We start from the raw sequence: 20,363 nt of genomic DNA, 5'->3' as shown, positions 1-20,363 counted from the left end.
GTGCGCGGGGGAGGGGAGGCCCGGACACGGGGCCGAGTGGTACCCGGACCCCGCGCCCACAGGGTTCCCTGGCAGCCCAACGGCGTGTTGGCATCCGTTCCGATCTGGGGCAAGCTGGTGGGCGTTGGCACACGGGGGCCGCGCAGGCTCATGACGGACGGATCGGGTATGACGCTGCCGCGGGACACGGGTTCGGGGACCAGCGGGAGCCTCAGGGCCGCTCAGCGCATGCTCCAGTTGCAGAACAGCCTGGTGGAACTACTGCGTGCCAAACCGTTCAGCCAGATCACGTACAAGGAGATCACCGAGGGCGTCGACATCGACCGCTCCACCGTCTACCGGTACTACAACCACAAGAACCAGGTACTCCAGGCCGCCGTCGACGTGCGCCTGACCGCCTTCGCCTCCCAGGTGGACCTCACCTTCGGCCGGATGGAGTCCATCGACGGCTACATGGGACGCCTCGTGGACGCCTGGATGGCGCTGTGGCTGGAGTCGGGAGCCCTGCTGGCCGCCGCCTCCGGCCTGGGTTCGGAACCGGGGGAGCAGAGCCTGTGGTGGCGCGAGCGCACCGAACCCTGGACCGAGGCGGTCCGCGAGGCGATCGAGGTGGCGCGCTTCGTCGAGGAACTGCCCAGGGACGGGCGCCCGGCCCTGCCGCTCGCCGAGATGACCGTGGGGCTGTGCCTGTCCACGTTCAACAACGAGCTGACGGTTCCGGGCACCCCCGAGCACCGGGCGATGGTGCGGGACCTGCTGCTCGACGCGATTCTGCGCGTCATGGGCCGCAGGTAGGCCCGCGGTCCGGGCCCCGGGGCTCAGGACCGCTGCCGGGCCAGTTTGCCGAACGAGCCGACGACCGCCCCGAACGCGAACATGGAGGCCTCGTCCTCGTCCATGTGCACGATCCCGGCCGGGATGCGCACACGGTAGGGCTTCTCCTCGGCGGGCAGGAACTCCAGCCCGTCGATGATCCCCTGACCCTCCAGCATCAGGAGGGCCTCCCCGACCCGCCCGGTACGGTCTCCCCGCGCCCAAATCGACATACGTTCACCCTAACTACAGCGCGTGGCCGAACGCGGTGCCGCGTCCGTCTCCGGTGCGGCCGCGCCATGGGATCGCGGGAGGTTCGCGGCAAAGCGAACCCGACCTGGTACACCCGGTTGACGGAGCGCTGGCGTCCCCGACCGGGTGGGGGACTCTGTTCCCAGTGATACCACCGTCGGTACCGTTGCACGTGCACCCTCACGTGAGGATGGCCGGAATCGGCCACGGCGCCGGGGACGCGGCGCCCGGCGGGTGGCCGGTGGGGCGCCCCCTGGGGCGGGGGCGCCGACTCAGGGCGACAGGACGGTCATCTCCTCGTCGCGCGCGTCGAGGGCGGTCAGGGAGGTCGGTGCCGCGGGGGGCTCCTCCGAACGGGGCCCGGAGACCGCCAGCACCCCCTCGCCGTCCTCCGCCTCGCCCTCGGCCCCGCCAGACACGGAGAGTGAGTCGACCTCGCGCGAGGCCGCGGCCAGGTAGTGCCAGCGGCTCTCGTCGTCGCGCCACCACGTGCCCGCCGCCACCTGGCGGTCGAGGTTGCTGCACGCCCAGCCGCCCTCGCGCTCACCGGCCACCGCGGCCCGGGTGCCCTCGGAGGTCCGCGTCACCAGTACCGCGCGGGCCAGCCCGCCGCCGTCGTGCCCGCCGAAGCGCACGCAGACCCACCTGCCCTCGCCGCCGCCGGGCAGCTCCTGGACCGCGAACTCCCACGCGGTGGCCGTCCGCACGGGCTCCTCCGGCAGCTCGCCCGCGCACGCCAGGTCTCCCCACAGGCCGAAACCGCGCTCCGACTCCAGGACCTCGTGCGGTCCCAGGCGCCGGATCTCCGAGGGCGGGGGCGGCATGTACCCCAGATGGGCGGTGTCCCAGCCGCCAAGGTCGACGGCGGCGTAGGGCTCTCCGTGCGCGACCTCGGGCGCCCGCAGGCGTAGGACCGGTCCGGCACCGCAGTGGTCGCCGGTGGCGAGTGCCCCGGTCACCCCGTCCCGCTGGTCGACCGGCGTCCACTCCGGCTCGGCCCCTCCCAGAGGAGAGGAGTCCGCCTCCGTCACCCACGGGGGCAACAGGTAGTGGGTGCCCTCGTCGGTGTCGGCCAGACGCAGCGCGGGCCAGTTGGCCACTCCGTTGCCGGGCTCGGCGTACACCTCCACCAGTTCCGTGGCGGCGCGCCCGTCCCCGGCGTCCCGGCGGGTGTAGCGGGCGACCCGGGGGCCGTCGTGCAGCAGCACCACCTCACGGTCGGCCACCGTGCCCGCGAACAGTATCCGGGGCTCGCCGGGGGCCACCCCCCGCTCCTCGGCCTCCTGTTCGGACCAGGCCGTGAGGGCCCGCCGGGTGAGGGCGCCGTCGTCCACGGCGTCACCGCGGGGGTGCCAGGAGGTCAGGTCGAGCCGGAAGCTCTCCCGCCACGCGTCCGGGGCGGTGGCCCCGGCCAGGCGGGGCGAGGAGGAGACCGGTGTCGCGAAGTGCGTACCCCCGTCCGGGTCGGCGGTGGTGAGCCCCAGGGCCATCACCGCGAGGACGAGTCCTCCGGCGGCCGTCAGCAGCCCCCGCCGGTGCAGCCAGGAACCCCGGCCGCTCACCCGCACGACGGTGGGGTCGGGCAGGGGCGGTGTGGCCGGCAGGGCTCGGGCGCGGTCCACCGCGCCCGCGGCGTCGCGGACCCCGACGGACGCCAGGAGCGCCGTGGTGCCCCGCGCGTCCAGGCCCTCCAGGCGCATCAGGACGTAGGCCGCCCGGGCGGGGGAGTCCAGGCCCTCCAGGGGTTCCAGGGCGCGGACCTCGCCGCCGCTCCCGTCCACGGGCGTGACCCGCAGTCCCGCTCGTCCCCGCGGGTGCCAGCGGCGGGGGTGGAGCGATCTGCGCAGGACCCGCCGTCGGGTCCTGGCGTACTCGCGCGGGCGCGGATGGCGGCGGCCGCGCGGCAGGGCGCCGGTCACCAGACGGTGCGCCTCCTCCAGCAGGCCGGGAGAGTCCCGGTGGCCGGACAGGGCGGCCAGGGACAACAGGACCAGGGCGCGGTACGGGTTGCGGGGGAGCTCGGACTCCGGTTCCGGTGGCATGACTCTCCTAGGCGGAAGGGGAGGGGCTTCCGCGAACGGGGGGTATGTCGGAGTGAGCCTAGGGAGACGGGCACCCGCGTACCCACGGAACGCCGATACCCGCCCCCTATGTCCGGAAAGTCGACGGTGCGGAGCGTGCCGCGCGGTGGGAGGGCGAGCGGACGCGGGTGTCAGCGCGGCGGGGGAGCACCGTCGCCCGAACGAGAACTCGTGTCCGATGGGCCGGAAATGTCACCGGATCACAGAGGGAACCCCGAACTCCGGGTGAGCAAGGCGTTCATGGCCGTGCACTGGTGGCCGCACGGACAGAGATTGCGGCCCGTGGCCGGGCGCCGCCGGTCGCGGAGGCCGCTCAGAAGAACGAGCTTCGAAGCAGCTCGGCCCGCTCCGTGTGCCGGGCCATCCATCGGAAGCGGGGCGAGCGCGATGACCAGCGGGCCCGAGCCAACCGGTTCCGGAGGAGCATCGGCACGAGTACCAGCAGTCAACCGGCGCCAGCCCGCACGGCGACGGGAAGCTCCACCAGGGGGCCCGAGTTCAGGGTGGACTGTGTCAGTAGGAAATCTACGACATAAAGGTGGGGCTTCGGGGCGCGCACTCTTTCCAAGAGAGCATGCCGAGTTCACGCACGAGGAAAGGGTCTGAGTCCGTACTCCGGAGAGCGCCGGGGCGGAACGCGGTGGGTGGGTGATCCGCACCGGCGACCATCAGCGTCGTGCCCGCGTCACCCCCACGATGCGGGTGGCGCGGGCACGGGCCGGGGTCGTGCGGTTGGTCGGTTCCCGAGCGGCGTGGTGCCGCTGACGGTGGCGGGTCGTGCCGCCGCTCGGGCCGCACGCCACCGGGCTGACCAGCCCTCGTGGCGGTCACGGCGGGGCGACGGCGTCAGCCGGGACACCGTTCGTGGCCGGCGTGTCGTGACCGCGCGGTTCGGGAGACCGCCGCCGGCCCGGTCACAGGAAGCCGGGGGGCACGGTCATCAGATCGATGCCCCACATCCATGGCAGGACGTAGAGGACGCTCCCGGCGATGAGGGCCAGTGCGACCCAGTTCAACCAGAACCCGGCCCTGACCATCTCCATGATCGTCAGTTTCCCGGTGCCGAACATGATCGCGTTCGGCGGGGTTCCCACCGGGAGCATGAACGCGCAGTTCGCGGCCATCGCGCAGGGGACCATCAACGCGTACGGATGAATGTTCAGGGAGACCGCGAAGGCGGCCATGACCGGGAGGATCATCGTCGCCGTCGCGGCGTTCGAGGTGATCTCCGTGAGGAACAGCACGAGCGCGGTGGAGATGATGATGATCAGCACCACGCTGATCCCGTCGAGCGTGCGCAGCTGTGCGCCGATCCACGAGGAGAGGCCGGTCTCGACGAACCCGGCCGCGATGGCCAGTCCGCCACCGAACAGCAGGAGGATGCCCCAGGGGATGCGCTTCGAGTCCTCCCACTGGAGGATTCTCTTGTCCCTGCGACCACGGGTCGGCAACGTGAACAGGGCCGCCATCGCGGCGATCGCGATCACTCCGTCGCTGATGCCCGGAAGGAGGTCCTCCCAGAGGAAGGAGCGGGTCACCCACAGGAACGCGGCGGTGAGGAAGACGCCGAACACGACCTTCTCCTCGGTGGACGTCCTGCCGAGGGACCTCCTCTCCTCCCGGATGATCTCCTTGCCGCCGGGAAGGTGCTTGAACCCGACCCTGAACTTGATGCCCGTCAGGTAGAACCAGGTGAAGGCGAGGAGGAGGGCGGCGATCGGGACGCCGAACATCATCCATCCGCCGAACGAGATGGTCTGGCCGAAGAGCTCTCCGGAGGTCGCGGCGAGGATGGCCAGCGGCGGTGTGCCGATCAGCGTTCCGAGGCCGCCGATGGTGGCCGCGTACCCGATGCCGAAGACCATCGACTTCTCGAACTTCGGCAGGTCGTCGGCGAACTCCCCGCCGCGCAGCGAACGGGCGGCCTGGTAGGCGACCGCCAGCCCCACGGGGATCATCATCATCGTGGCGGCCGTGTTGGAGACCCACATCGACAGGAATCCGGTCGCGACCATGAAGCCGAGAATGATCCGGCGCGGGCTCGTGCCGATCGCCGAGACGATGGTGAGGGCGATCCGTTGGTGGAGGTTCCACTTCTCCATGGCGATCGCGATGGAGAACCCGCCCAGGAAGAGGAAGATGATGTCGTTGCCGTAGGCCGAGAACACGGTGTCCCCGTCCAGCGCGCCGGTGAGCGGCAGGAGCACGATGGGGAGCAGGGACGTGACCGGGATGGGGATCGCCTCGGTGATCCACCAGGTAGCGACCCAGAGGGTGGTGGCGAGGACCGCCCTGCCCTCGGGGGAGAGCCCCGCGGGTTCGAAGACCAGCAGCGTGATCAGGAACAGCAGCGGCCCGAGGACCAGGCCGATGAGCCGCGCGGGCGTGTACCCGGGGTCGGAGCCGTCGGCCTCCTGGTCCGACTCCGGGGGCCCGGGATCGCCGGGCGCTTCGGCGGCACCGGCGCCCCCGCCCGCCGCGGACGGCACCGGCACCTTCCGTCGCGGCGTCCCGCGCTTGGAGAACGTCAGTAGGTCCTTGATCTGCCGGTGTGACACCCACAGGCTCCACCAGAGGGAATGCGGATAGGAGTGTGCCATTGCGGTACCTTCTCTGGTTCTTCGGCTCGGCGTGGTTGCGGAGATCGGTTCGGGGGTGGAACCGGGTCCCAGGCGGCACTCGTGGTCAGGGAGTCGGTGCGCGTCGCCTCGACGCCGCCCGGGTGAGGGCGGGTCGGCCGCCCGTGTCCGGCGCCCTCGCTCTCGGTCGGTCAGTCGTGCAGGCTCCGGAGGACCTTGTGGAACTCCGCCTTGCCTTCGAGCCCGATGCCCGGGAGTTCACCCGGCGCCACGCGGCCGTGCGTGATCACCGCGTCGTCGGTGAAGCCACCGGTCGGCTGGAACTCTCCGGGGTAGGACTCGTTGCCGCCGAGTTTGAGGGCCGAGGCGATGTGCAGGGAGAACTGGTGCCCGCCGTGCGGGACGCACCGGCGGGAGGACCAGCCGTGCTGGTCGAGCATGGCCAGGACACGGCGGTACTCGGTGAGCCCGTAGCTCAGTGCCGGGTCGACCTGGATGAAGTCGCGGTCCGGGCGCATCCCCCCATAGCGGATGAGGTTCCGGGCGTCCTGCAACGAGAAGAGGTTCTCGCCGGTCGCGATGGGATGGCGGTACTCCTCCGACAGCGTCGCGTTGAGACGGTAGTCCAGCGGGTCGCCGACCTCCTCGTACCAGAAGAGGCCGTACTGGTCGATGGCTCGGCCGTAGTCCAGGGCGGTACGCAGGTCGAACCTCCCGTTGACGTCGACCATCAGGCGGGAGCCGTCACCGCCCAGGACGTCGATGACCGCCTCGATGCGCCTGAGGTCCTCGGCCAGGTCGGCGCCGCCGATCTTCATCTTGACGATCTCGTACCCGGCGTCGAGGAAGCCCCGCATCTCGTCCCGCAGGTCGTCCAGGGTCTTGCCGGGCGCGTAGTAGCCGCCGGCGGCGTAGACGAAGACGTCCTCGTCGGGGTCGCCGTCCCCGTAGTGATCGGAGATCCACCGGTACAGCGGCACCCCCGCGGCCTTGGCGGCGAGGTCGTGCAGCGCCATGTCGACCACGCCGACGGCGACGGAGCGTTCACCGTGTCCGCCGGGCTTCTCGTTGCGCATCACGACCTCCCACGCCTGGGCGGGGGAGAGCGCGCCGTGCTCGTCCAGCAGTTCCTCCGCGGCGGCGTTGCGCAACCGTGGCAGCACCCGCTCGTTCAGGATGGCCGTGGCGTTGTAACGGCCGTTGGAGTTGAAGCCGTAGCCCACCAGGGGTCTGCCGTCGACCACCACGTCACTGACCAGCGCGAGGATCGTGCAGTCCATGTTGCTGAAGTCGATGTAGGCGTTGCGCATCGATGAGCTGATGGGGATGGTGCCGGCATGGGCGGAAACGATTCTCATGGACTTCTCTCTGCGGCAGGGACTTATAAGGCTCTTATAAGTACGGGGCGGAGTCTAAGCTGAATGAGACGGGGGTCACAAGACCGTGGGTGGGGAAAAGAGGAGAGAGGTCACCATGACCAGCGAGAACGCCTTCTCCAGCAAGGGCGGGCTGGCCTACACCGAACTGCGTCGCCGTATCACCGTCGGAGAGCTCGTCCCGGGGTCACGTCTGTCGCAGTACGCCCTGGCCGAGGAGCTGGGGATGAGCATCACCCCTCTGCGCGAGGCGATCAGGCGCCTGGTCAGTGAGAGGTGGGTCGAGATGGACGCTCACCGTGACGTGCGGGTGGCTCCCATGAGCGCCTCCGAGGCGCGTGAACTGTTGGAGGCCCGCTTCTCGCTGGAACCGTCGGCCACCGAGCTCGCCGCCCTCCGCAGGACGGAGGGGGAGATCGCCGCGATGCGGTCGGCGGCCGACGCGCTCCTGCCGGTCACCCGTACCTGGGGAGAGGACGCCATCGCCGCCCATCGGGCCTTCCACCGGGCCATCTATACCGCCTCCCACAACAAGGTGATGATCGGGCTGCTGGACGACCTGTGGGACAAGGCCGACCGCTACCGGCGGATCGGCCTGGAACTGCCCGCGGGCGCCGAGCCGCGCACCCTCGACCTGAACCAGCATCACAGGATCTTGGAACTCGTCGTCGCCGGTGACGGTACGGCCGCCGCCGCTCTGGTGCGCTCCCACATCCGCAACAGCCTCGGGGCGGCCGTCACGGACGCCCTCGGGGATCTGGAGCGCGTCTACCACCCCCTCGCCGTGCGTCCGACCTGAGGTCCCCGCGTCTTCGGGGCCCGCGCGAGCGCCGGTGCGGAACGGGTGATCCGCACCGACGGCCCGCGCGCGGACGACTCAGCCGGGGTTGTGTGCGATGACCAGGTCGGTCAGCTCCTGGCTGGGGAAGTCCATGACCACCACGCCGGTACGGGGCGCCGACACCGGGCGCAGGTGGTCGACGGCGCGCGGGTTCACGCCCCGGATGCCCAGCCCGCCCCAGGCGACCTCGCGGGGGTTGGCCCAGGGGGCTCCGCTGCCGCTGAGGTGGTTGACGTACAGGGTTTCGTCGGCGCCGTCGGCGGTCCGGTCGAAGTGCGTGCGGGCCTTGTCCCACTTGGCGGGGATGTCGAAGAGGGTGGGCACGCGGTAGTCGTCCTGGATGTCCAGCGAGGAGCCGTTCCAGTGGACGCCGTAGTCACGGGAGGCCGCGAAGTCCTGCACGATGACGATCCGCCCCCGGACCTCGCCGAGGTCGGGCACGCGGTCGACGCCCTGCTCGGGAACCCACAGCCGCTCTCCCAGGATGTCCCGGGTGTCCGGGTTCTCCTCGATGTAGTGGTCGAGGGTCTCCTCGTAGCTCCGGGTGTTCTCCTCCTCGGTGTGCTCCTTCTTCATCCGCATGAGCACGGTTTCGGAGGGGTTCGCGTCGAGGAACGCCCCGATGTCGGTGACCACGTCGGTGAAGTTCAGGTTCAGGTACTCGACACCGTGGTGGATGGGGAAGGCGTCCCGGTAGTGGCGGGTGCGCACGTCCAGGAAACGCACCCCGGAGCCGAGCTGCTCGGAGAGCGTGAGGTCCTGGGTGCGCGACCACACGGTGCCGGTCCAGGCACCGGTGTCGTGGGTGCCCGGGATCGACAGCGCGGCCAGGCTGGTGCCGTCGGGGATCGGTGCCATCCAGGTGGCGCGCGCCGTGTCGGGTCCGTCCTCGGCCGCGGCCGGGGCGGCGGGGGAGAGCGCGGACAGGAGTGAACCGGCGAGGATCAGGGCCGTCAGAACCGGCCCGGTACGTCGGGGGAGCGCCGTGGCGGCGGAGGGGAGGGTGAGCATGGGGGTCCTTCGCGAGCGGGGGTGTGGCCCCGGTAACGGGCCGCCTTCACCCTGTCACGCGGCGGCTCCGTTGGCATCCCCCCTACCTCACGCCGTCGGCGGACGACGGGTGACGGGCGCCCGCGCGCACGCGTGGCGCACCCGTCAACCCGGTGTCGGGACGTCCGGACCCTAGCGGGTCTTCACGAGGGTCGCGATGAGGCCCGAGATGATCATCATGGACAGGCTGACGATCATGAGCACGAACGCGATGGTTCCGATCATGGTGCTTCCTTCACTGTGTCGTCCCCCGGGCGCCGTGGGCCGTTTCCCCCGGCGCCCGGCACACCGGGACACCCGGAGTCTCGGGCGCGGCATGTTACCTCTTCGGTGGATCACCCTATCTCTCCGTCGCGGGGACGCCGCCTCGGGTCGCCGCTCTGACCAGCGTGGTTCAGCTCTCGTTCCAGAACCGCTGATAGGACCGGACCAGCCAGGCGTCGGCCCAGCCGGTGTCGGGTGCCGCGGGCAGGGGGGAGGTCCGGCACAGATCCTCCAGGCGTCCCTCCAGCTCCCCGGTCCGTTCCAGGGCCTCGTCTCGGGTGTGCTCGCCCCGGCGCAGTGCCAGGAGCCAGTCCCGGTCGGGCTCGGGCATGGGCAGGGTGATGCCACCGGACTCCATCAGTTCCACGCCCTGGAGGCCCAGCCGGACCATGTGATACGCGTACTTCGTGTCGAAGCCGTGCCTCTCGACCAGTTCGGGACGGTTGGTGTGCCTGCCGCCCCGGGTGCCCGCCATACGGTCGCGTTGGGCGCGCAGGTAGCCGAGGAAGCGCTCACCCGCGCGCCGGGACAGGAAGCGGTGGGCGTTGGCGCGCAGCTCGCGGCCGACGGGGGTGAGGGTGACGATCTCCTCCTCGGGGACGAAGAGCGGCAGCAGGATGGTGGGGTTGCCCTCCAGAGCAAGACGGGTCCACTTGCGCAGCGAGTAGACGGTCAGGTCCAGGTCTCCCGGACCGGACCGGGCGTGTTCGCCCTGGTCGCGGAGGATGAACTGCTCGAAGGAGCGCAGGCCGATGACGTATTCGGGCGGTTCGACGCAGATCCCCATCTCGTCACGGTCGTTCTGGCCTTCGAGGTTGAGGCCGTGGACGACGGAGCCGACCTGGCAGCGCAGGACGGTGCCGCGCTCGGCGATGCGGGCGAACTCCTCGCTGGAGTGCTTCACCTGGGTCTCCCCCTTTGGCGGATCGTGGTGGCCGCAACCTATCGGGGCGGAGTCGGGGGCCACGAACCGTTTTCGGGGGCCGTCACCCCGTACGCGCCGCACCAGAGGACTCACGGGGCGGGACAACAGAGCACCGCTTCCCCAACACACCGGGTCTGCTGGGCGGACCGCCACCTCACAGGACCAGGAACACGACCAGCACCACGGTCAGCAGGATCACGTACGACACGGCGTGCGCGCGGTCGGGAATCCGGCCCGTGACGCGGCGGACCACGGCGATGGTGGGCAGGGAACCGGTGAGGAGCAGGGCACCGGCCGCGAGGTCCACCGAACCCAGGTGCCCGTGGGCGGTCCCGGCGCCACCGGTACCGCACAGCGCGTACACCAGGGTCCCGGCCAGCGCGACCGGCACGGTGAGCGGGTTGGCCGTCGCCGTGGCCTCGCCCATGGACAGGCCGCGTCGGCGCAGTAGGGGCACGGTCATGACGCTGCCGCCCACGCCCAGGAACCCGGTGACGGCGCCGATCCCCAACCCGACCGCTCGGGTCGCTCCGGGGCGCGGGACTCGGGGTGTGCTCCCCGGCGACGGGGTGAGGAATCCCCGGCGCAGCACGCTGTCGGCGATGGTCACCGCCAGGTAGGCCACGAACAGGGCGTGCTGGGCCGTGCCGCCCGCCAAGGTGGCGGCCAGGGCTCCGGCGGCCGACCCCAGGCCGATGGGCGCGGCCAGGGGCCACAGATACGCCCGGCGCAGCCGCCCGGCACGGTGCTGGGCCCAGGTGGCGCTCAGGGAGTTGACCACCATGACGGCGGTGGAGGTGGCCACGGCCACCGCCATGGCGTCCACGCCCGGTTCGGCACGGGCCAGGGTGACGGCGTACACGACCGGGACGGTCACGAAGCCGCCGCCGAAGCCGAACACCACCGTGGTGACGCCGGTCAGGCAGCCCAGGGCCAGGAGGAGAAGGGTCGAGGAGAGCACCCGCACCACCGTAGGGACCACGGTCGTGGCGCGCATTCGATGAGTGGACGGGAACGATCGCGCAACGGACACGTTAGTGTCGGCTTCCGTGCGTAACGTCCCCATCGCCGAAGTGGACCACGTCGACCGGCCCGTGCTGGCGATCGGCACCGACTACCCGCCCGGGTTCGTCCTGGCCCGGCACCGGCACCGCCGCGCCCAGTTCCTGTACGGGTCGACCGGGGTGATGCGCGTGGTCACCGACGACGGGGCGTGGACCGTGCCGCCGCAGCGCGCGGTGCTCGTGCCCGCCGGGACGGACCACGAGGTGACGATGGAGGGGGTCAGTACCCGGAGCCTGTACGTGGAACCCGCCTCGGTGCCGTGGTTCCCGGTCCGCTGTCAGGTGGTGGAGGTGTCCCCGCTCCTGCGGGAGCTGTTGTCGGCGGCGGTGGACATCGAGCCGCGCCACGACCGGCACGGGCGTGACGCGGCCCTGGTCGAGCTGTTGTTGTACGAGCTGAGGGGCCTGGTGCCGCTGCCGTTGGACCTTCCCCTGCCGCGCCACGAGGGCCTACGCGTTCTGTGCGAGGAGTTCCTGGAGCAACCGCGCGTGCACGACCCGCTCGCGCGGTGGGCGGGGCGGCTGCACGTGAGCGAGCGCACGGTGAACCGGTTGTTCCGGGCCGAGACCGGGATGGGCTTCGCGCGGTGGCGTCAGCGCGCCTGCGTGCTGCGTTCGCTGCCCGCCCTGGCTCGGGGGGAGGCGGTCGCCCGGGTGGCCGCGGACCTGGGGTACGGGAGTCCGGCCGCGTTCTCCGCGGCCTTCGCGCGGCTGTTGGGGAGCAGCCCCCGGGACCACCGCCCCACGCACGCCCTGTGATCACGGGCGGTGGTGGGTGCGGCCGGGGGCGTTCCCGTGGTCACCCCTTGGGGCGCTGGTCGACGATGCGGCGGAACTTACCCACCGAACGCTCGATCTGCTCGGGATCTACCACGTCCACGGTCACGCTCACGCCCACCCGGTCCTTGATGGTCGCGGTGATCTCCCGGCTCAGGACGGTGCGCCGGTCGGAGGTGCAGTCCGGGGACGCCTCCACCCTGACGGCCATGCGGTCCAGGCGGCCCTCCTTGGTGAGCACCAGCTGGAAGTGCGGGGCGAGCCCGTCCAGGCCGAGCACGATCTCCTCGATCTGGGTCGGGAAGACGTTGACCCCGCGCAGGATGATCATGTCGTCGCTGCGGCCGGTGATCTTGTCCATGCGGCGCATCGGGCGGGCCGTGCCCGGGCGCAGGGTGGTGAGGTCGCGCGTGCGGTAGCGGATGACCGGCATGGCCTGCTTGGTCAGCGAGGTGAAGACCAGTTCGCCGTTCTCGCCGTCGGGCAGCACGTCCTGCGTGACCGGGTCGAGTACCTCGGGGAGGAAGTGGTCCTCCCACACGTGCAGGCCGTCCTTGGTCTCCACGCACTCGTTGGCCACGCCCGGCCCCATCACCTCGGAGAGGCCGTAGATGTCCACGGCGTTGATGTCGAAGCGCTCCTCGATCTCCAGGCGCATCCGCTCGGTCCAGGGTTCGGCGCCGAAGATCCCCACCTTGAGCGAGGTCGTGCGGGGGTCGATGCCCTGGCGCTCGAACTCGTCCATCAGGGTCAGCATGTAACTGGGCGTGACCATGATGATCTCGGGCCGGAAGTCCTGGATGAGCTGGACCTGCTTGGCGGTCTGGCCGCCGGAGGCGGGAATGACCGTGCAGCCGAGCTTCTCGGCGCCGTAGTGGGCGCCGAGGCCGCCGGTGAACAGGCCGTACCCGTAGGAGACGTGGACCTTGTGGCCGGGGCGGCCCCCGGAGGCGCGGATCGAGCGCGCCACGACGGTGGCCCAGGTGTCGATGTCCTCGCGCGTGTAGCCGACCACGGTGGGCTGGCCGGTGGTGCCGCTGGAGGCGTGGACGCGGCTGACCCGCTCCTGCGGTACCGCGAACATCCCGAACGGGTAGTTGTCGCGCAGGTCGGCCTTGGTGGTGTGCGGGAAGAGGGCGAGGTCCTCCAGTGACCCGAGGTCCTCGGGGCGCACCCCGGCCTCGTCGAACTTGCGCCGGTAGAGGGGCACGTTCGTGTAGGCGTGCTCCAGGGTCCAGCGCAGGCGCTCGAACTGGAGGGAGCGCAGCTCGTCGACACTCATGCGCTCGGCCGGGTCCAGGGTCTCGGGCGCGGGGGCCTGCCCGAGACGCTTCTGGAGGGCGGTTCCGGCCGACTGCGTGGTGGTGTCCTGGCTTGCCATGGGCCTCTCCGGGTACTGTGCACGGTGTTTCCGCCGGGCCGGGCTCGGTCGGCCGTCCCGTGAGAGGGGGGCGGGGTCCGCCGTGCTGAGCCGCGGCGCACGTTCTGGCGGTGCGACCGCGCCGAGGTGGGTCTTCGCCGGTCCGTGGAGGGGACCGACTTGCTTACTGACCGAACGTTCGGTTACTAATGCATTTATTCAGTCTCCGTGTGGCCGTGTCAAGGAGACGTGTTGATCAGTTCACACAGGACGGTGGCACAGGCCACCGCCACCAGCAAGGGAGGCCGTTCGTGAGCGACGTCTACGTGGTCGACGGGGTGCGCACCCCCCAGGGCCGTTACGGGGGCGCCCTGTCGGCCGTCCGACCCGACGACCTCGCCGCCGGAGCGGTGGCCGAGGCGGTCCGCCGCGCCGGGGTGCCCGGCGAGGCCGTGGACGAGGTCATCCTCGGCGCCGCCAACCAGGCGGGGGAGGACAACCGCAACGTCGCCCGCATGGCGGCCCTCCTCGCCGGGCTGCCCACCTCGGTCCCGGGCTACACCGTCAACCGGCTGTGCGCCAGCGGTCTCACCGCCGTCGCCTCGGCCGCGCAGGCCATCCGCGCGGGCGAGGCCGATCTCGTGGTCGCGGGCGGGGTGGAGTCCATGACCCGCGCGCCCTGGGTGATGGCCAAGCCCGGCACCGCCTGGGCCAAGCCCGGCGAGGTCGCCGACACCTCTCTGGGCTGGCGCTTCACCAACCCGCGCTTCGCCGACGCCGACGCCGACACACCGCCCGGCGCCTCACCCGACGAGCTGCGCTACACCCTGTCAATGGGCGAGACGGCGGAGGAGGTCGCCGCCCTGGAGGGCCTCACCCGTGAGGAGTGCGACGCCTTCGCTCTGCGGAGCCACCAGCGGGCCGTGGCCGCAGCCGAGGCGGGCCGGTTCGCGAACGAGATCGTCCCCGTCACCGTGCGCGGCCGCAAGGGGCAGACCCAGGAGGTGACCCGGGACGAGGGCCCGCGCCCCGGCTCCACCATGGAGAGCCTCGCCCAGCTCCGCCCGGTCTTCCGCCAGGGCGGCATCGTCACGGCGGGCAACTCGTCCTCGCTCTCCGACGGCGCCTCCGCGCTGGTCCTGGCCAGCGGCGAGGCCGTGCGCAGGTACGGCCTGACCCCCCGCGCCCGGGTCGTCGCGGCCGCCTCGGCCGGAGTGGACCCGCAGGTCATGGGACTGGGGCCGGTTCCGGCCACCCGCAAGGTCCTCGGCCGGGCCGGGTGGACGCTGGACGAGGTCGGCGCGGTCGAGCTCAACGAGGCCTTCGCCGCCCAGGCGCTGGGCGTGCTGCGACGGCTCGACCTGGACGAGTCACGCGTCAACGCGGACGGCGGCGCGATCGCCCTGGGCCACCCCTTGGGCTCCTCCGGTGCGCGTCTGGTCGTCACACTGGTGAACCGCATGGAGCGCGAGGACGCCCGGAGGGGCCTGGCCACCCTGTGCGTGGGCGTCGGCCAGGGCACCGCACTGCTGGTGGAGCGCCCGTGACGCCGCGTTCCGACACCGGCGGCACCGCTCCGGACCGCTCCGGGCCGGAGAGCACCGCCCCCCACCCCACCGAGGACGGCCCGACCATGGACTTCGAGACCCTGCGCGTCGACTGGTGCGAGGACCGCGCGGTGGTGGAACTGCACCGCCCCGAGGCACGCAACGCCATCAACGGGCGGATGATCGCCGAGCTGCACGAGGTGTGCTCCCGGATCGAGGCCGATCCCCGCCCCCTTCTGCTGACCGGCCACGGCACCGTGTTCGCGGGCGGTGCCGACATCGCCGAGCTGCGCGAACGCGGCCGTGAGGAGGCCCTGGCCGGGATCAACAGCCGTCTGTTCGAGCGGCTGCACCGCCTCACCGCCCCCACGGTGGCGGCCGTCGACGGGTTCGCGCTCGGTGGGGGCGCGGAGCTCTCCTACGCCTGCGACATCCGTATCGCCACCCCCACCGTCGTGTTCGCCCAGCCCGAACCGGGGCTGGGCATCATCGCCGGGGCGGGGGCGTGCTGGCGGCTCAGGGACCTCGTGGGCGCCTCGGTGGCCAAACAGGTGCTGTTGGGCGGGTACCGCCTGGACGCCGAGGCGGCGCTGCGCCACGGGCTGGTGGCCGAGGTCGTCCCCGCCGAGGAGCTGCGCGAGCGCGCGCACGCCCTGATCGACCGGATGGCCGCCTCATCGGCGACCGCCCTGCGCATGACCAAGCTGGTGCTGGACGCCGAGGGAGCGCACCCCTTGGCCGACGACCTCACCCAGGCGGTGCTGTTCGAGAGCGCCGACAAGCACGACCGTATGACCCGTTTCCTGGAGAGGAAGAAGCGTTGAGCGAGATCACCCCGCAGGGCGTGCCCGACACCGTCGCCGTCATCGGCGGCGGCACCATGGGCGCCGGGATCGTCCAGCAGTTCCTCATGGCCGGGGCGCGCGTGGTGCTGGTCGAGGCCACGACGGACGCCGCCGAGGCGGGGGTGGGCCGGGTGTCGGCCGGGCTCGACAAGGCCCGGGAACGCGGCAAGATCGAGGCGGCCCCCGCCGACTACCTGGCCCGTCTGGGCACCGTCACCGACGCCTCGGAGCTGCCCGCCGACACCGGCCTCGTCGTCGAGGCCGTCCCGGAGCGGCCCGCGTTGAAGATCGCGGTGCTCACCGCCGCCGAGGTGGCCGTGGGCGAGGACACCGTCCTGGCCTCCAACACCAGCTCCCTGTCGGTCACCGAACTGGCGGCGGCCCTCAAGCGTCCCGGCCGGTTCCTGGGCACGCACTTCTTCAACCCGGTCCCCGCCTCCAAGCTCGTGGAGATCGTGACCACGCCCGAAACCGACCCCGCCGTCCTGGAGACGGTGCGCGGCTGGGTCGGCGCCCTCGGCAAGACCGAGATCGTGGTCCGGGACGCCCCCGGGTTCGCCACCAGCCGCCTGGGCGTCATGCTGGGGCTGGAGGCCATCCGCATGGTGGAGGAGGGCGTGGCCTCGCCCGCCGACATCGACACCGCCATGGAACTCGGCTACCGCCACCCGATGGGCCCGCTCAGGCTCACCGACCTGGTCGGGCTCGACGTCCGCCTGGCCATCGCCGAGTACCTGGCGGGCGAACTGGGGGACCGGTTCTCGCCCCCCGAGCTCCTGCGCCGTAAGGTCGCCGAGGGCAGGCTCGGCCGCAAGAGCGGCGAGGGATTCCACCTCTGGGACAAGGGAGACAAGGCGTGAGTGAGGACAGGGCCGCGGAGTTCGGCGAGGTCGACGGGGTCGCCACCATCAGGCTCAACCGCCCGGGGCTGACCCGGCGTGCGAAGGAGGAGCTGCTGGAGGCGGTGACCCGGGCGGCGGAGTCCACCACCGCCCGCGCCGTGTTGTTCCTGGGTTCGGACCGGGCGTTCTGCCTGGGGCAGGATCTGGCGGAGCACGCGCGGATTCTGGAGGAGACCCCCGACCAGGCGCTCAGTACGGTGCGCGAGCACTACAACCGGATCGTTCTGGCCCTGGAGAGCGTGCAGGTGCCTGTCGTGGTCGGGATCGGCGGCGCGTGCGTGGGCGCCGGGCTGGGGTTCGCCCTGGCCGGTGACGTACGGGTGGCCGCTGGCCGCGCCAAGTTCGGCACCGCGTTCACCGGGATCGGGCTGGCCTCGGACTCCGGTCTGGCCTACCGGCTGGTGCGCTCGCTCGGCCAGGCGCGTGCCATGGAGCTCATGCTGCTGGGCACCGTGTTCGGTGCCGAGCGCGCCCTGGAGCTGGGCCTGGTCACGGAGGTCGTGGACGACCAGGAGTGGCAGACGCGCGCCCGTGAGGTGGCCGTCCAGCTCGCTTCGGGGCCCACGGCGGCGTTCGTGGCGGCCAAACGCGAGGTGCGTTCGGCGGCGGAGGGGCAGAGCGATCTACGCGAGCTGCTGGAGGAGGAGGCCGACCTCCAGAACCAGCTCGGGGTGACCGCCGACCACGTCGGCGCCGTCTCGTCCTTCCTGAACAAGGAGAGGCCGGTCTTCACCGGGAGGTAGCGGCCCGGGCCCGCCGGTGCCGCCCGGTACCGGCGGGCGGGGCCGGTTCCGTCGCACGGTCGACCGCCGGTGCGCCGGAGCCGGGGTGGGCGGCGACGGTGACCTGCCCGGATTCCGGGGTCCCGGGGGCTTGCGCCGGGCCCCCGGCTCCGGGGATACTAATTACTGACCGAACGTTCGGTTATGAATGGGGAATGATCAATGCCGACCACGGCCCAGGAAGCGCCCCCCGGCGCGGACGAGGCGCTCCAGGCGGAGTTCGACGCCCGGATCGCCGCCAACCAGCGCATCGAGCCGCGTGACTGGATGCCCGAGGCCTACCGCAGGACCCTCGTCCGCCAGGTCTCCCAGCACGCCCACTCCGAGATCATCGGCATGCAGCCCGAGGGCGACTGGATCGCGTCCGCGCCCAGCCTGCGTCGCAAGGCCATCCTCCTGGCCAAGGTCCAGGACGAGGCCGGGCACGGCCTCTACCTGTACGCGGCCGCCGAGACCCTCGGCGTGGACCGCGACGACCTCACCGAACGGCTCATCGAGGGCCGCCAGAAGTACTCGTCGATCTTCAACTACCCCTCGCTCAGCTACGCCGACGTCGGCGTCATCGGCTGGCTGGTGGACGGCGCCGCGATCTGCAACCAGGTCCCCCTCTGCCGCACCTCCTTCGGCCCCTACGCCCGCGCCATGGTGCGCATCTGCAAGGAGGAGTCCTTCCACCAGCGGCAGGGCTACGAACTCCTCATGCGCATGATGGAGGGCACCGAGGGCCAGCGCCGCATGGTGCAGGACGCCGTCGACCGCTGGTGGTGGCCGTCGCTGATGATGTTCGGCCCCCCCGACGCCGACTCGCCCAACACCCGCCAGTCCATGACCTGGGGCATCAAGATCGACACCAACGACGACCTGCGCCAGCGGTTCGTCGACATGACCGTCCCCCAGGCGGAGAGGCTCGGAGTCACGCTGCCCGACCCCGACCTGGTCTGGAACGCCGAGCGCGGCCAGCACGACTTCGGGACCCCGGACTGGGACGAGCTCAAGCGGGTCATCAGGGGCGACGGCCCCAAGAACGCCGAGCGCGTCTCCCGCAGGCGCGCCGCACACGAGAGGGGCGCGTGGGTCCGCGAGGCCGCCACCGCCCACGCCAGGAAGCACCACCAGAGCGCCCGGGAGGCCACGGTATGAGCAGGAACGACGACGCCGCCCCGCCCCGCCCCGAATGGCCGCTCTACGAGGTCTTCGTCCGCGGCAAACGCGGCCTCAACCACGTGCACGTGGGTTCGCTGCACGCCCCCGACGCCACCATGGCGCTGCACAACGCCCGCAACCTCTACACCCGGCGCAACGAGGGCGTGAGTATCTGGGTCGTGCTCGCCGAGGACGTCACGGCGTCCAGTCCCGACGAGAAGGACCCCTACTTCGCGCCCAGCGGCGACAAGGTGTACCGCCACCCGACCTTCTACCCCATCCCCGAGGACGTCCCGCACATCTAGCGGGAGGGCGGGTACGGGTCGGCACGATTCTTCGAGGAACAAGCATGAGTGGCGAGAACATTTTCACCGGACTGACCGAGGAGCACGACGGCGACGCCCGCTGGGCCTTCGGCACCGGATTCACCGAGGCGCTCGCGGGCGTGGACACCACCCTTCCCGCGGGAGTGGACGGAGCCGACCTGGCGGTCTACTGCCAGATGCTCGGCGACGACGCGCTCGTCCAGTCACAGCGCCTGGTCCAGTGGGTGACCGACGCCCCCGAACTGGAGGAGGAGGTCGCCCTGGCCAACATCGCCCTGGACCTGCTCGGCCAGGCCCGGCTCCTGCTGGCCCGGGCCGGGCAGGCCGACGGCAGCGGCCGCGACGAGGACGCCTTCGCCTACCACCGGGACCCCGAGGAGTTTCGCAACGTGCGCCTCGCCGAGGCTCCGCGCGGTGACTTCGCCCGGGCCGTCACCACGCTGCTCGTGCTCTCCAGCTGGCGGTTGGCGCTGTTCACCCGCCTCACCGACAGCGCCGACCCGGTCCTGGCCGCCATCGCCGCCAAGGGCGTCAACGAGCTCGCCTACCACCGCGAGTACGCCGTGGCCTGGGTCCTGCGCCTGGGAGACGGCACCCCCTACTCCCACGAACGGATGCGCGCCGCCGTCGACGACGTGTGGCCGCTCACCGGGGAGCTGTTCGCCACGCACCCCCTCGAAGCCGCCCTCGCGGGGCGGAGTGTGGGAGTGAACCCGGCCTCTGTGCGCGAGGAGGTCCACGAGGTGGTCACCCGGGTGCTGACCGCCGCCACCCTGCCCGCCCCGGCGCCGTTCCCCGGCCAGGCGACCGCGGGGCGCGACGGGGCGCACACCGAGCACCTCGCCCCGCTGCTGGAGGAGCTCCAGCGCGTGGCCCGGGAACACCCGGAGGCGACATGGTAACCACGGCACACACCGAGCCCACCGAGGTCGACGGGGCCACCGAACGGCTCTGGGCGGCCGCCGCCTCGGTCACCGACCCCGAACTGCCCATGCTCACCCTCGCCGACCTCGGCATCCTGCGCGAGGTCCGGGTCGAGGCGGACGGCACCGCCGCCGTGTGGATCACCCCCACCTACTCCGGGTGCCCCGCCATGGCGGAGATGCGCGTGGACGTGGACCGCGCGGCGCGGGCCGCCGGGTTCGACCGGGTCGAGGTGCGCACCGCGCTCTCCCCGTCCTGGACCACCGACTGGATCACCGACGAGGGCAGGCGCAAGCTCACCGAGCACGGCATCTCGGCTCCGGGGGAGGCGCCCCGGCGACCGGCCGGACCCGTCCCCCTCACCCTGGCGCCCACCCGCACCGTCCCGCGCTGCCCGCTGTGCGGCGCGGCCGACACAGAGGAACTGTCCCGGTTCGGCGCGACCTCCTGTAAGTCGCTGCACCGCTGCCGGGCCTGCCTCGAACCGTTCGAGCACGTCAAGGAGATCTGAC

At 71.7% G+C, this 20,363-nt stretch carries 19 protein-coding genes; 11 read left to right on the top strand and 8 right to left on the bottom strand.

The features are described from left to right. Positions 1-228: 228 nt before the first annotated feature. Positions 229-795 carry a TetR/AcrR family transcriptional regulator gene (locus ABZ635_RS12245; protein WP_357763156.1) on the top strand — a complete coding sequence of 189 codons (567 nt, stop codon included), beginning with the start codon at positions 229-231 and terminating at the stop codon, positions 793-795. Positions 796-818: 23 nt separating this feature from the next. Here the strand turns inward: ABZ635_RS12245 and ABZ635_RS12240 are convergent, their stop codons facing one another. The 4 genes from ABZ635_RS12240 to ABZ635_RS12225 form a co-directional block, all read right to left on the bottom strand. Further along, positions 819-1,046, bottom strand: a complete 228-nt coding sequence (locus tag ABZ635_RS12240; protein WP_357763034.1) for a hypothetical protein — start codon at positions 1,044-1,046, stop codon at positions 819-821. 291 nt (positions 1,047-1,337) lie between these two features. Then, the gene (locus tag ABZ635_RS12235; RefSeq protein ID WP_357763031.1) at positions 1,338-3,107 is read right to left on the bottom strand and encodes a hypothetical protein; all 1,770 of its coding nucleotides are present in this window, start codon (positions 3,105-3,107) and stop codon (positions 1,338-1,340) included. Positions 3,108-4,060: 953 nt separating this feature from the next. Then, a complete protein-coding gene (locus tag ABZ635_RS12230; protein WP_357763028.1) occupies positions 4,061-5,746 on the bottom strand; it encodes an SLC13 family permease in 1,686 nt (561 codons plus the stop codon). Positions 5,747-5,916: 170 nt separating this feature from the next. Further along, positions 5,917-7,083: an enolase C-terminal domain-like protein gene (locus ABZ635_RS12225; RefSeq protein ID WP_357763025.1), complete on the bottom strand. Its 1,167-nt coding sequence runs from the start codon at positions 7,081-7,083 to the stop codon at positions 5,917-5,919. A 115-nt stretch (positions 7,084-7,198) separates the two neighbouring features. Between ABZ635_RS12225 and ABZ635_RS12220 the strand changes: the two genes are divergently transcribed. Next, a complete protein-coding gene (locus ABZ635_RS12220) occupies positions 7,199-7,900 on the top strand; it encodes a GntR family transcriptional regulator (protein ID WP_357763022.1) in 702 nt (233 codons plus the stop codon). 78 nt (positions 7,901-7,978) lie between these two features. Here the strand turns inward: ABZ635_RS12220 and ABZ635_RS12215 are convergent, their stop codons facing one another. The 3 genes from ABZ635_RS12215 to ABZ635_RS12205 form a co-directional block, all read right to left on the bottom strand. Then, the gene (locus tag ABZ635_RS12215) at positions 7,979-8,953 is read right to left on the bottom strand and encodes a phosphatidylinositol-specific phospholipase C (RefSeq protein WP_357763019.1); all 975 of its coding nucleotides are present in this window, start codon (positions 8,951-8,953) and stop codon (positions 7,979-7,981) included. Positions 8,954-9,386: 433 nt separating this feature from the next. Continuing rightward, on the bottom strand, positions 9,387-10,160 hold the full coding sequence (locus ABZ635_RS12210; RefSeq protein WP_357763016.1) for a nucleotidyltransferase domain-containing protein: 774 nt from the start codon (positions 10,158-10,160) through the stop codon (positions 9,387-9,389). Positions 10,161-10,335: 175 nt separating this feature from the next. Further along, positions 10,336-11,178, bottom strand: a complete 843-nt coding sequence (locus ABZ635_RS12205; RefSeq protein WP_357763013.1) for a sulfite exporter TauE/SafE family protein — start codon at positions 11,176-11,178, stop codon at positions 10,336-10,338. A 52-nt stretch (positions 11,179-11,230) separates the two neighbouring features. On the opposite strand from ABZ635_RS12205, the gene ABZ635_RS12200 reads away from it, so the two are divergent. Beyond that, complete coding sequence (locus tag ABZ635_RS12200) at positions 11,231-12,004, top strand: helix-turn-helix transcriptional regulator (RefSeq protein ID WP_357763010.1); 774 nt, start codon at positions 11,231-11,233, stop codon at positions 12,002-12,004. 40 nt (positions 12,005-12,044) lie between these two features. Here ABZ635_RS12200 and paaK read toward each other — a convergent pair whose 3' ends face one another. Beyond that, positions 12,045-13,403, bottom strand: coding sequence for a phenylacetate--CoA ligase PaaK (paaK, locus tag ABZ635_RS12195; protein WP_357763007.1), 1,359 nt, complete (start codon positions 13,401-13,403; stop codon positions 12,045-12,047). 290 nt (positions 13,404-13,693) lie between these two features. On the opposite strand from paaK, the gene ABZ635_RS12190 reads away from it, so the two are divergent. From ABZ635_RS12190 to paaD, 8 genes are all read left to right on the top strand, one after another. Beyond that, positions 13,694-14,929, top strand: coding sequence for a thiolase family protein (locus ABZ635_RS12190; RefSeq protein WP_357763004.1), 1,236 nt, complete (start codon positions 13,694-13,696; stop codon positions 14,927-14,929). 86 nt (positions 14,930-15,015) lie between these two features. Further along, on the top strand, positions 15,016-15,753 hold the full coding sequence (locus tag ABZ635_RS12185; protein WP_357763153.1) for an enoyl-CoA hydratase/isomerase family protein: 738 nt from the start codon (positions 15,016-15,018) through the stop codon (positions 15,751-15,753). Continuing rightward, positions 15,750-16,634 (top strand): 3-hydroxyacyl-CoA dehydrogenase family protein, encoded by an 885-nt coding sequence (locus tag ABZ635_RS12180; RefSeq protein ID WP_357763001.1) that lies wholly within the window; start codon positions 15,750-15,752, stop codon positions 16,632-16,634. Before ABZ635_RS12185 ends, ABZ635_RS12180 begins: the two co-directional genes overlap by 4 nt. Next, complete coding sequence (locus ABZ635_RS12175) at positions 16,631-17,419, top strand: enoyl-CoA hydratase-related protein (RefSeq protein ID WP_357762998.1); 789 nt, start codon at positions 16,631-16,633, stop codon at positions 17,417-17,419. Before ABZ635_RS12180 ends, ABZ635_RS12175 begins: the two co-directional genes overlap by 4 nt. Positions 17,420-17,620: 201 nt before the next feature. Beyond that, positions 17,621-18,598, top strand: a complete 978-nt coding sequence (gene paaA / locus ABZ635_RS12170) for a 1,2-phenylacetyl-CoA epoxidase subunit PaaA (RefSeq protein WP_357762995.1) — start codon at positions 17,621-17,623, stop codon at positions 18,596-18,598. After that, complete coding sequence (gene paaB / locus ABZ635_RS12165; protein ID WP_357762991.1) at positions 18,595-18,906, top strand: 1,2-phenylacetyl-CoA epoxidase subunit PaaB; 312 nt, start codon at positions 18,595-18,597, stop codon at positions 18,904-18,906. Before paaA ends, paaB begins: the two co-directional genes overlap by 4 nt. Before the next feature lie 44 nt (positions 18,907-18,950). Then, on the top strand, positions 18,951-19,829 hold the full coding sequence (gene paaC, locus ABZ635_RS12160; protein WP_357762988.1) for a 1,2-phenylacetyl-CoA epoxidase subunit PaaC: 879 nt from the start codon (positions 18,951-18,953) through the stop codon (positions 19,827-19,829). Beyond that, positions 19,823-20,362, top strand: coding sequence for a 1,2-phenylacetyl-CoA epoxidase subunit PaaD (gene paaD, locus ABZ635_RS12155; RefSeq protein WP_357762986.1), 540 nt, complete (start codon positions 19,823-19,825; stop codon positions 20,360-20,362). The genes paaC and paaD overlap by 7 nt, the downstream gene beginning before the upstream one ends. The last annotated feature ends 1 nt before the right edge of the window (position 20,363 follow it).

The organism is Nocardiopsis sp. NPDC007018 (assembly GCF_040635075.1).
In the GTDB taxonomy this organism is placed as follows: Bacteria; Actinomycetota; Actinomycetes; order Streptosporangiales; family Streptosporangiaceae; genus Nocardiopsis.
Note: the sequence above shows the minus strand (reverse complement) of the source record. Positions and strands in the feature narration are given on the sequence as shown.